This is a genomic window from Myroides odoratus, assembly GCF_965118575.1.
GTDB lineage: Bacteria > Bacteroidota > Bacteroidia > Flavobacteriales > Flavobacteriaceae > Flavobacterium > Flavobacterium odoratum_B.
In genome coordinates, this window is the sequence record NZ_CBCPHW010000008.1 from 37,697 (window position 1) to 50,732 (window position 13,036).

General features: G+C 34.4%; 8 protein-coding genes. All 8 read left to right on the forward strand.

Going from position 1 to position 13,036, the window contains the following annotated elements:
* Positions 1-41: 41 nt before the first annotated feature.
* The 8 genes from ACMHJ2_RS08170 to ACMHJ2_RS08205 all read left to right on the forward strand — a co-directional run bounded on the left by ACMHJ2_RS08170 (position 42) and on the right by ACMHJ2_RS08205 (position 13,024).
* The gene (locus ACMHJ2_RS08170) at positions 42-1,739 is read left to right on the forward strand and encodes a restriction endonuclease subunit S (protein ID WP_290297163.1); all 1,698 of its coding nucleotides are present in this window, start codon (positions 42-44) and stop codon (positions 1,737-1,739) included.
* Positions 1,726-3,240: an AAA family ATPase gene (locus tag ACMHJ2_RS08175; RefSeq protein ID WP_290297164.1), complete on the forward strand. Its 1,515-nt coding sequence runs from the start codon at positions 1,726-1,728 to the stop codon at positions 3,238-3,240. The genes ACMHJ2_RS08170 and ACMHJ2_RS08175 overlap by 14 nt, the downstream gene beginning before the upstream one ends.
* A complete protein-coding gene (locus tag ACMHJ2_RS08180; protein ID WP_290297166.1) occupies positions 3,237-4,049 on the forward strand; it encodes a hypothetical protein in 813 nt (270 codons plus the stop codon). The genes ACMHJ2_RS08175 and ACMHJ2_RS08180 overlap by 4 nt, the downstream gene beginning before the upstream one ends.
* A 4-nt stretch (positions 4,050-4,053) precedes the next feature.
* Positions 4,054-5,511: a type I restriction-modification system subunit M gene (locus tag ACMHJ2_RS08185; RefSeq protein WP_290297167.1), complete on the forward strand. Its 1,458-nt coding sequence runs from the start codon at positions 4,054-4,056 to the stop codon at positions 5,509-5,511.
* An 18-nt stretch (positions 5,512-5,529) separates the two neighbouring features.
* Positions 5,530-9,603, forward strand: coding sequence for a leucine-rich repeat domain-containing protein (locus tag ACMHJ2_RS08190; protein WP_290297169.1), 4,074 nt, complete (start codon positions 5,530-5,532; stop codon positions 9,601-9,603).
* Between the two features lie 270 nt (positions 9,604-9,873).
* Positions 9,874-10,179, forward strand: a complete 306-nt coding sequence (locus ACMHJ2_RS08195; protein WP_026706465.1) for a DUF4134 domain-containing protein — start codon at positions 9,874-9,876, stop codon at positions 10,177-10,179.
* Between the two features lie 11 nt (positions 10,180-10,190).
* Positions 10,191-10,523: a DUF4133 domain-containing protein gene (locus tag ACMHJ2_RS08200; RefSeq protein WP_413512439.1), complete on the forward strand. Its 333-nt coding sequence runs from the start codon at positions 10,191-10,193 to the stop codon at positions 10,521-10,523.
* Complete coding sequence (locus ACMHJ2_RS08205) at positions 10,520-13,024, forward strand: TraG family conjugative transposon ATPase (RefSeq protein ID WP_378170100.1); 2,505 nt, start codon at positions 10,520-10,522, stop codon at positions 13,022-13,024. Before ACMHJ2_RS08200 ends, ACMHJ2_RS08205 begins: the two co-directional genes overlap by 4 nt.
* Positions 13,025-13,036 lie beyond the last annotated feature (12 nt).

Consider the following 13,036-nt stretch of genomic DNA (forward strand, 5'->3'; position numbering starts at 1 on the left):
TATCAAATTTATAAAGACAAATCTTTTGGAAAGATTTAAAAATGAAAGAACAACAAGAAAAATATAATTTACCTGAAGGTTGGGCATGGACTACTATAGGAGAAATAGCATTACTATCTAGTGGAGGTACGCCAGATAGAGGGAATCACAGCTATTATAATGGTGATATTCCTTGGGTAAAATCTGGCGAATTGAATCATGGTACAATAATTAAAACTGAAGAGACAATAACCCAAGAAGCGATTGAAAATTCTAGTGCTAAAATAGTTCCTTCAGGAACATTACTAATCGCTTTATATGGATCAACAGTAGGAAAATTAGCATTCTTAGGAATAGATGCTACAACAAATCAAGCTGTTGCTGCTCTAAAAACAACAAGTAGCTTTGAAAGTAAATATCTATATTATTATTTGTTACATAATAGAGAGAGGCTTTTACAGAAAAGAGTTGGTGGAGCACAGCCTAATATTAGCCAAAAGATACTACAAGTATTTCCTATTCCTATATCTACTTTAAAAGAACAACGAGTAATAATTCAACAAATAGAATCATTATTTAGTAAGCTTGATGATGCTGAAAAGGGATTAAAAAAAGCAATTGACAGCTTGAAAATTTATAGACAGGCAGTCTTGAAAAATGCCATTGAAGGTGTATTGACTAAGAATTGGAGGCAGGATTTATCTATGGATGCTCATCAGGAATTGACAAATATAAAGAGAAAGAGAAAAGAGAAATATGATGCGGAGATAGAAAACAAAAAAAGGAAAAAGATCAAAATTGATTTTGAATTTGATTATAAAAGAGATGATGAAATTTATAGTTGGGCAATATCTAGTTTAGATAATTTAGTTAATATGAATGCCAGAATTGGTTGGCGAGGATTGACAAAGAAGGAGTATACTAATGAAGGAGCTCTTTTTCTTTCCGTCCACTCTTTAAATTATGGGAAAAATGTTGTTTTTAAAGATGCGAATTTTGTTTCAATCGAGCGATATGAAGAAAGTTCAGAGATACAATTGAAAATAAATGATATTTTACTATGCAAAGATGGGGCTGGTATTGGTAAAGTAGGAATTATTAAAAAGCTGCCTGGTAAAGCCACTGTAAACTCTTCATTATTAGTCATAGATTCAAGAGAGGTCTTCAATCCAGATTTTTTATATTATTTCTTTCTCGGTCCTAATATGCAACGTTTGGTGAATGAAAAAATATCTGGAAGTGCTATTCCGCATCTATTTCAAAAAGACATAAAGAAATTCAAATTAAAGGTTCCTCCTATATTAGAACAAGATAAGATTGTCGAAATATTAGAATCGAGATTTACTTTAGTTGATAATTTAGAAAAATCCGCACAAAATGTTTTGAAGGAAATTATTGCGCTTAGACATTCAATTCTAAAAAAGGCATTTGAGGGTAGACTTGTTAACTATATTTCAAATGGATCCATAGAAGATTTGTTGAAAGATATACAAGAAGAAAAAAGATTATATCTTGAAAAGCAAAAAGAAATAAATCTTAACAAACCAAAAGAAAAGAAAAAAATGGAAGAGAAAAAATCCATACTTGAAATTTTGAAAGAATCTAATACACCAATATCTGCTCAAGAGTTGTGGGAAAAATCAACGAGCGATGGAGATATTGAACGATTCTACAGTGAAATAAAAGAAATTTACTATCAAATTGATGAGTTGAAATCAGAGACAGAATCACTTTTAACTTTAAAAGATGAAAATAAATAACGTACAAATAAAAGGTAGATTCAAGAATCTGGAAGATTTTTATTTTGATTTTGGTGAAAATTCCATGGAGACAGTATTGCTTGGATTAAATGCTACTGGTAAGTCTAATTTTATGGAGGCGTTGGTTATCATCTTTAGAGATTTAGATCTGGAAAGAGTTCCAATGTTACATAAGCAAAGTCAACCTTTTGAATATAAGATTAAATATACCTGTCGTGACAAAGTTATAGAAGTTGATTATTCAGTAAAAACAGGATATACTTTCTGTATAGATGGTGAAAAATTGAAATCAAAAACACAGTTTTTCAAAAACAAAAATGAATATTTACCGAGCCATGTTTTTGTTTACTACTCGGGTTTAAGTGAGCGTTTAAAATCTTTGTACGCAGATCACAAGATTCAGCAATTCAAGAAAATGATGGATCCAAAATCTAAATATGAGGACTTTAAAGAAATGCCTCGTATTTTCTTAGTTGAGCCAATTCATGCCAGTTTTGCTTTAATCGCTTTTTATTTATTTGACGAGAAAGAGAAAGAAACTATTGATTTTTTAAAAAGAGAACTTAATATAGTAGATTTTGGTTCAGCGCTTTTTATGCTAAAGCAACCTAATTGGTCTAAATCTCGTAAAGATCCGGATCATTTTTGGAATACAGCAGGCTTAGTTCGAAGGTTCATTGAAGATTTGTGGAATTTTTCTATTGTACCAATGTTTTACAAGGAAACTGTGAGAGGAGCTTTAAATAAAAGAGAAACACTAAACAGGCTCTTTCTTTTCTTGAAAGATAAAGAAGCTATCAGAGCATTTGTCGAGATGAAATATGAAAATAAGATAACCCTATTTAATGCTTTATGCAGTCTTCATTATTCTGAATTAGTAGAGGATCAGGATGTCAGGATAAAAGTTTTAAAAGAACACGTTGAAGACGAATTGGCTATGGGTGAACTTAGTGAAGGTGAAAAGCAATTAATTACAGTTCTTGGCCTACTTAAATTCACAAAAGATGATGAAGCACTTATTCTTCTCGATGAGCCGGATACTCATTTGAATCCGTTATGGAAATGGAAATACCTGGAGTTTTTAGAAAATGTAGTTAGTAAATCTGCTAAGACACAAATCGTTTTTTGTACGCATGATCCATTAGTTATAGGTGGATTAGATAAAGAACAAATACGTGTCTTTAAAAAAAATGAGAACTTAGAAACGATTGTAGTAGAGCCAGATATAAGCCCTAGGGGCTTAGGAGTTGCTGGTATTTTAACAAGTCCACTATTTGGAATGCCAACGACCCTTGACAGAGCAACAAATGAATTGTTAGAAGAGAGAAATTTATTACTGTATAAACAAAGTAAGGGTAATTTCACTGATGCTGATCAAAAAAGGCTTAAAGAACTTTTTGAAGTTTTGAGTAATGAGGGATTTAACTACACATTTAAAGATCCTGATTTTTCTGAATTTATTGCAAAAAAAATGGATAATCAAAATGCGAAAGACTCATGATTTACATTGACAATACTAAGCTTGAAAAACCTAATCAGAAATGGTTGAATAAAGTGGGCATATTACTAGAAAAGCTTAAAGAAGCGGAAAATAACGATGATAGAAATAAAATAATCGATCAAAATCACCGTATATGGAAGCTCTTAAAAGATAGCTTAAAGGTATTGTCATGCGGAAAGTGTTGGTATTCGGAAACCAAAAATCCGTATTCCCATTTGCATATAGATCATTTTAGACCAAAAAAAAGAACAGAAGATATATTTGATAAACTTACCCCTCTCAAAGATGGGTATTGGTGGCTGACTTTTGAAATTACTAATTATCGACTATGTGGAAGTGTCGGAAATGTAAAAAAGGGAGACCATTTTGCAGTAAAGTATAATAGAGTTGTTCAACCTGGGCCAATTTCTGATGAGGTATATTACTTCCTTGATCCTACAGTGAAAGAGGATGTCAAGCTTTTAAATTTTGATAACAACGGAAGCATAAAACCTTCGGCTCCTGAAAATTTAGAAAAATGGAATCATGACAGGGCTAAGTATACGATTGAGTACTTAGATTTAAATTACCCAGATTTGCAAGAAGCTAGAAAACTAAAGTGGCAAGACACAACAATTATTATAAAGGAAGTAAATCGATTAAACTCCGTATATAATAATGAGCCGACTAATCAAAATAAATCCAAAAAAGAGTTTGAAATTAACAAACTAAGAACGATGCTTTCTCTTGAACAGGAATTAACCTCTACAGTTCGCTCTTGTTTAAGAGCATCTGGAGAAGATTGGGCATATAAATTACTTGAAGAATAAAAAAATGGCATCAACAAACATATTAGTAGCAAAAATCTGGTCATTCTGTGATACTCTTCGCGATGACGGATTAGGTTATGGCGATTACTTGGAACAACTTACTTATTTGCTTTTTCTCAAAATGGCAGATGAAAATAAAAATCAGTATCAAATTCCTGATGGATGTGATTGGCAAGAGTTGAAATCTTCTAGTCAAATAATAGAAACTTACGAATTAATATTAAAAAAGCTCTCTAATTCGGGCGGCATGCTTAGCAAAATATTTGCGGGAGCATTAAACAAAATACACGATTCTGTTAAGCTTAAAAAATTAATTAACCTAATTGATGAAGAAGATTGGACTTCACAGGAAATAGATGTTAAGGGTGAGATTTATGAATCCTTATTACAAAAAAATGCTGAAAATAGCGGAGCGGGTCAATATTTTACGCCTAGGGCGGTAATTACTGCAATGGTTGAATGTATGCAACCCAAACCAAAGGAAAAAGTTGCAGATCCTTCTTGTGGTACAGGTGGTTTCTTTTTGGGTGTACTTAATCATTTAAGAAATATTAAACTTAGTAAGTCGGAACAAGAGTTTTTGAAATTCCATACATTCAAAGGATGGGAAATTGAAAAAGCTACGGCTCGACTATGTTTAATGAACCTCTTCTTGCACGGAGTTGGGGATTTGAAAGAAACTCCTGAAATAGAGGTTAAGGACAGCCTGAAAAGAGCGGACGGAGAGGTGTTAGAATCTGAAAAAATTGACATAGTACTTGCTAATCCTCCTTTTGGGATAAGTAGTAGTGATATACCAACAACAGATAACAAGCAAGCAGAAAAAGACGGCTATTTTCTGAGGAAGGACTTTTGGGTAACTACAAGTAATAAACAATTAGCATTTTTACAGCATATTGTAACTATGTTAAATGAGAATGGTCGTGCAGCCGTTGTTCTTCCAGACAATGTACTCTTTGAAGGAGGTGCTGGTGAAACAATTCGGAAAAAACTTCTTGAAAACACAAATTTACATACAATACTAAGACTACCTACAGGAATTTTTTATGCTCAAGGAGTAAAATCAAATGTGCTTTTCTTTCAAAAAGAATCTAGATCGGATTTACCAGCAACTAAAGACGTTTGGATTTATGATTATCGAACAAACATCAGACATACTCCCAAAAAGAATCCATTAAAGCACGAACATTTAGAAGATTTCATAAGGTGTTTTAATGCAATTAACATTTCAAAAAGAAAAGAGACATGGGGTCAAGAGAATGAAAATGGTCGTTGGCGTAAATATTCTTATGATGAAATAATAGAAAAAGATAAAACGAATTTGGATATATTTTGGCTAAAAGATGATAATCTTATTGACTTGGATAATCTCCCTGATCCAGAAGTATTGATTGATGATATTATTGAAAATATTGAAAGTGCCTTAGCCAATTTTAGAACGATTAAGGATTCGTTGAACTAGACATACAAAACCTTTTGCATGAATGATTTTTTAAATGATAATATTTTTAATGTCGATTGTGATTTATTATTAATCCCAATTTCAACAGCTGGCACCATTTCTAATTCTTTTAGAAGTGGTTTAGAGGAATTAGATATTGCAGAAGATCTTTGGGAAAATAAGAAATATGAACTTGGTGATGTCAAAATATTACCTAAAAAATCGAAGAGAAAATTCATAGCTTTTGTTTGTACTGTCGATGGACATGATAGTGCTTACTATGCAATCAGATTAATAGGGAAAAGACTTGCAGAAAAAGTAGTAGAGTTAAAATATATTAGAGAAATAGCCTCTCCAATACTAGGTACAGGAGCAGGCAAGCTTCAGCCGGATTTAAGTCTAAATATTATGCGTTCTGCGTTCTATGAAAACAAAAATGTGGAGGGCATCAGGCTAACGTTTTGTACTCCAGATGAAGAAATACATTATTCTGTAAAAAATCATACTCTAGATATAGATACTAGTAGTGGACAACTCGTTATTGAAGCCGAAATTCCAAATATTCGGATAAACGAATTTATTGAAAGAATCCAATATGATACAGAATTTTATTATGAATTAGCTGAAAGAAAATTTAATGAATATATTGAACATAAATTACCCAAAGATTTTTATGAGAAATTAGCGAATCAATTTAAATCTTCAGGAATTACCTTTAAAGAATTCATCAATTCTGATTTATCTAATGAGCAACATGAATTTACAATACTTTGTGGAGAACTAATCGCTTACATTGATTTTAATGCATATCATAAAAATATCTGGAATAGAAATCCAGATAAACGTGTATTAGCTAAATCCGCAGTCCGTCAGAATGATTGGTTTTTAAATTTGATTAAATTCAAATTGACCGATAAACATAATTCTTTGAGTCCAAGTATTAGAAATGCATTTGCATACTTGAAATCTCCAAGTTTTAATCTCACCATGCTTTCTGAAAATCATAGAAAGAAAGCTTTTGACAATATTTTCCCAGATAGAAATTACAATGGTGAATTTGAAGAAACAGTATTAAGTTTTTTTAGGAGACTAGGAATAAAATCTCAAAATCCTCAAAATTTTGGAGCCCTGTGTAGTCGAATTCTTTACCTCCCTTTTATCAAGCCAATTTGGAATGAAACCGTAACAAAAGATCACACCCTTGAAGACAATTTAGGATATACAGATTTATCATTGGCAAGTTTCCGAATTGAGGAATGTTTAAGAACAAATTCAAAAATATTGGATTTAGGAAATTGTGGACTAGGTGATTTGGAGGTTATACCAGAACTTTTTGAATGCACTCATATAGAGGTGTTAATCTTAAGTAATGAATGGGCTGAATATAAAAATGGTAAATGGAGAAAACTTACTAGTAAAAACAAAGGAAATAAAAACAGCATTAAATCTTTGCCAGAATTAATGAATGAATTGTCCGAACTAAAAGTCTTGGTTTGTGGAGGCGATTGGAATGAGTACAATAATCAGAAATGGAACAGATGGGGTATTACTTCTCTTACTTCTATTTCTAAACTAAGTAAACTAGAATACTTAAATCTAAGTAATAATGAGTTATCTAATATAATAGGTTTAAAGAAATTAACCTCTCTAAAAGTTGCTCACCTAAATAATAATAAAATTTCGAAGGTAGAGCTTTTAAATGAGTTGAATAATCTTAAAGAGCTATATCTTAGCAATAATAAGATCAAAACGGTTGACTTTATCAGCAAGTTAGAAAGTATTGAAACAATAGACTTGCATAACAATTTTATTAGGGATATTAGACCAATCACAAGAATAATTGACCGTATTGGGATAAGCAATGATAAGTGGGAGTTAAATACATTAAACATAGCAAAAAATCCGTTAGAATTACCACCAATGGAAATTGTAAATCTTGGTAAAGATGAGGTTTTGGGAGTACTCGACGATATAGAAAAAAGAGGACGTTATATTAATAAAGACATTAAGGTCATCCTAGTAGGAAACAGTGAGGTTGGTAAATCAACGTTGGTAAAATATCTGGATAAAGAAAATGGCCTTGAAGATGACCATCTTCCTACTCTTTGGATGGAAGAGAAAATTATAAATAGTAAGTATTCAGTTAATACCATCGGAGAAGAGTGCTTATTACATATTTTTGATTTTGGAGGCCACGATTATTACCATGATACTCATCATTTATTCTACAGCACAAATACAATTTATCTTCTTCTATGGGATAAAGAAACTAATAATTTGAATTCAAGAAAAATCACTCAGAGAACAAGAGAAAATTTAGAAATTGCAATTGAAACTCAAGATTATCCAATAAGATATTGGCTAGATTCCGTAAAGTTTTACACAAAAGATGTTGAAGCAGATAATTTTGAATTTGTAATAAAAAGAGAAGTTACTTATGATAGTCCACTTCTTTTGATACAGAATAAGGTTGATGACGCTTCCAATATTATATTTCAGAACAGTAAGGCTCTCAAAAGTGATTATTCTTTTATTTATGACATGATTAATATCTCTATTAAACCTAAAAGAAATTTAGATCATTTTGATAGTTTGTTTTTAGAAATGCTCAATAAAATGAATATTATTGGTGCCGTTCTCCCTAAATTCTATGAGGCAATAAAAAATAATATAAATTCTTATAAAGGGAAGCCAGTACTAACCTTTTTAGAATTTATGAGTTATTGTAATGGAATAATCCAAGACCCTATTGACAATTCCCAAGCTAAAAGATTAGTTAAATATTTAGAACAGGTAGGACTTGTATTATGTAAAAGTAAAGACACTGATGAAAAGATATATATAGATAAGAAATGGGTAATTGAGAACATGCATAAAGTTCTTGAAAAACTGATGGAAAAAAAAGGAGAATTTAAACGAGATTATGTAGTAAGAATTCTTGGAACAGATGATGATAAGGTTGATGACTTATTATTAATGATGGAGGAATTCAAAATTATTTTCAAAAATCCTTATTCAGATGTTTACATCGCTCCACTTTATTTGCCTAAAATTCCAGATGGAAAAATAAAGTTATTTCTTAATGAAAATCAGATTACATATAGAAGATTTGAGTTCAAAGGATTCATTCAAAAAAATGTTATTTTAAGCATATTTCAGAAATTTGGAACTCTTTTTTCTTCGGATAAAAATAAAGATATATTCTATTATTGGAAAGATGGTTTGATTATAAAGAACCCTAATACAGAAGAAATTATAATGATAAGGTTTCATCTTGGTAATGAAAATGGGAATGCCTGTATTGATATTTATGATTTATCTCAAAAAGAGAAACCAATATTCAGAGATGATGTGCTCAAATTCATTAGAGATGTTAATCAAGGTTATGAACTCGAAGAAATGGTTACCTTGGATGGTATTGATTACATATCAAAAGAATTACTTGAAGATAATGCCAAAATAGGTAAACATGTCTTTTCAGAAAAGAAATTATCTGAACCTGTGAAATCAGAACAACAAAAGCTTTTTAAACTAAAAGATTACATGGATTTTATAGACAACCCCGTTAAAAAGAAAAAAGTAGTAATATCGTATTCAAAGAAAGATCTTGCACAAATTCATATTTTGAAAAGGTATTTGAGACCTTTGGTAGATGCTGAACTAATTGAAGAGCCATGGTACTGTACCAGTTTAAATCCTGGTGATGATTGGGATGGAAAAATCAAATATAAATTTCAAGAAGCAGACATTATATTTTTCATGGTAAGTGAATATTTTTATAGCACCAAATATATTATTGATCACGAAATAAAAACTGCAATAGATCGGTATGATAATAAGGAAAATATAAAAATTGTACCCGTGATTTTGGAATTTTATGATTGGGGTAGAAAGGAACCATACAATCTTCAGCGTTTCTCTGCTCTACCTTATCAAGCTAAACCACTTAGTGATTTTAGTAATCCCAAAATGGCTTGGAATACTATTACAGCATCGGTAAGAATGATGATTGAAAAAGATTTAGATCCTGGGAAAATTGAAATAATAAGTCGTGATCTTGAAGAAATTTACGAAAGACAAGTTAAAGGAAAATTAGATAATAATTCATTATAATTCTTCGCATCTTCTTACCTATTTTATCACATTATTTAGGTCATAATTTTTTTAAGAACTATTTAATATTTAAAAAAAGGAAGGAAAAATAAGCATAAAAAGGGCTGTTTCTAATAGGGAGACAGCCCTTTCTTGTTTTAAATACCGCCACTCACCGCCAAACAATTCCTTTGACTACCACTTTGTTAGACTGCCTCATTTTCTGAAACACCTTTGTCACGAAAGCCCACAAGGTGTGGGTTAAGGATAACTAATTAATGTGTTTCAATTATGGAAAAACAGAGAAAAAAAGTTTTGCTGGCAGCAGTGGCAATGCTGTCAGGAATTGGTGCATTCGCACAGGGAAACGGCACAGCCGGTATCAACGAGGCTACCCAAATGGTAACAAGTTATTTCGATCCCGCAACGCAATTAATCTACGCCATCGGTGCGGTGGTTGGGCTCATCGGAGGCGTTAAGGTGTATAATAAGTTCAGCAGTGGTGACCCTGATACATCGAAAACTGCGGCGAGCTGGTTTGGTGCGTGTATATTCCTTATCGTGGCAGCTACTATTCTGCGTTCATTCTTCCTTTAGTCCTTTGTCTTATGAACAGTTACAACATAAACAAAGGTATCGGAAGGACGGTTGAGTTTAAAGGGCTGAAAGCACAATACCTGTTCATCTTCGCCGGTGGACTTCTCGGTACACTTATCCTTGTGATGATACTGTATATGGTAGGCGTAAACTCCTACATATGCCTTCTCCTCGGAGTAGGTGGTGCTTCCTTAATCGTGTGGCAGACCTTTTTACTGAACAGAAAGTATGGCGAACACGGACTGATGAAAATCGGAGCAAACAAAAGACATCCCCGCTACATCATCTGTCGCAAGCCTGTACACCGCTATTTAAAGTTCACGCCTAAAGCCAAAACCGTATGAGAAATGCATCTAAAACAACAACGCTGGAAAACAAATTTCCTTTGCTGGCAGTAGAGAACAACTGCATCCTATCCAAAGATGCGGACATTACAGCCTGCTTTGCTGTGCGTTTGCCGGAACTCTTCACGGTAGCTTCCGCGGAATACGAAGCCATGCATTCCGCCTGGCACAAAGCGATCAAAACCTTGCCCGATTTTACGGTTATCCACAAACAGGATTGGTACATCAAAGAAAACTACGCTCCCGATCTGGCTAAGGAAGACCAGAGTTTTTTGGCAAAATCCTATCAGCGCCATTTCAACGAACGTCCTTTTCTTAACCACTACTGCTACCTATTCCTTACCAAGACCACAAAGGAAAGAATGCGGATGCAAAGCAACTTCAGTTCGCTTTGCAAAGGTTCACTGATACCAAAGGAAATCAGGAACAAGGAAACGATACACCGATTTATGGAAGCGGTAGCACAGTTTGAACGTATCGTGAACGATAGCGGTTTCATAACCCTGCAACGCCTTACCGAAGACGAAATTATCGGAACGGATGATAAACAGGGATTACTGGAGCAATACCTTACGTTGTCAAGAGAAACAGGAACACCAATGCAGGATATCGCACTCGGAACTGAAGAAGTTCGTATTGGCAACAAAAGATTATCACTGCATACTTTGTCCGATACGGAAGACCTGCCTGGAACAGTATCAGCAGATACCCGATTTGAAAAACTATCCACCGACCGGAGTGACTGCCGTTTATCATTCGCCGCTCCCGTAGGCTTGCTATTGAGCTGTAACCATATCTACAACCAATACCTGTTTTTAGACAACAGCGAAGACAACCTGCAAAAGTTTGAGAAGTCTGCAAGGAATATGCACTCTTTGGCTCGGTACTCCAGAGCTAATCAAATCAACAAAGAGTGGATAGAAAAGTACTTGAACGAAGCCCACAGCTTCGGGCTGTCCTCCATTCGTGCGCACTTCAATATAATGGCGTGGTCGGAAGACCCGGCAGAACTGAAACAGTTGAAAAATGACTGTGGAAGTGCCTTGGCACTAATGGAATGCAAGCCAAGACACAACACTACGGACGTAGCCACATTGTATTGGGCAGGAATGCCGGGCAATGCAGGCGATTTTCCGAGTGAGGAAAGTTTCTATACGTTTATTGAGCCTGCATTGTGCTTTTTTACGGAAGAAACCAACTACCACAATTCGCCATCGCCATTCGGTATAAAGATGGCTGACCGACTGACCGGAAAACCAATCCATCTGGATATTTCGGATCTGCCGATGAAACGTGGGATTATCACGAACCGAAACAAGTTTATACTTGGTCCTTCAGGTTCGGGAAAATCGTTCTTCACCAACCATATGGTAAGGCAGTATTACGAACAGGGTGCTCACGTCCTGCTCGTAGATACAGGTAATTCCTATCAGGGCTTATGCGAACTCATCAAAGGAAAGACCAAAGGTGAAGACGGTGTTTACTTCACTTATACCGAAGACAATCCTATTGCCTTTAATCCATTCTACACCGATGATGGCGTGTTCGATATTGAAAAGCGTGAAAGTGTAAAGACCTTGATACTGACACTTTGGAAACGTGATGACGAACCGCCAACCCGTTCTGAAGAAGTCGCTTTATCCAATGCTGTTTCCGGCTACATAGAGCGTATCAAAAACGAGGGTATTTTTCCTTCTTTCAATGGCTTCTATGAGTATGTGCAAGGAGATTACCGCAAGGTACTAGAGGAAAAACAGGTCAGGGAAAAAGACTTTGACATCGCCAATTTCCTCAACGTACTGGAGCCCTATTATAAGGGTGGCGAATATGATTACCTACTTAATTCTGATAAGCAGTTAGACCTTTTATCCAAACGCTTCATTGTATTTGAAATTGATGCGATCAAGGATCACAAAATTCTCTTTCCCATAGTGACCATCATTATTATGGAGGTGTTTATCAACAAGATGCGAAGGCTTAAAGGTATCCGAAAACTCATTTTGATTGAGGAAGCATGGAAGGCAATTGCGAAGGAAGGGATGGCAGAATACATAAAATATTTGTTTAAAACCGTCAGGAAATTCTTCGGAGAAGCCATTGTCGTAACGCAGGAGGTGGACGACATCATCCAATCGCCAATCGTCAAGGAAAGTATCATCAACAATTCCGACTGTAAAATCCTATTAGACCAGCGCAAGTACATGAACAAATTCGATGATATACAGGCGATGTTGGGGCTGACCGACAAGGAAAAAGGACAGGTGCTTTCTATCAATATGAACAACGACCCATCAAGGCTTTACAAAGAAGTATGGATCGGTTTGGGGGGAACCGAGTCTGCCGTATATGCCACAGAAGTGAGTTTAGAGGAATATCTCGCCTATACCACCGAAGAAACGGAAAAAATGGAAGTCATGCAACTCGCCGGAGAATTGGACGGCAATGTAGAGCTCGCCATTAAGCACATCGCTATGCAGCGACGTGATAAATCAAATCAATAGTCATTAACAATT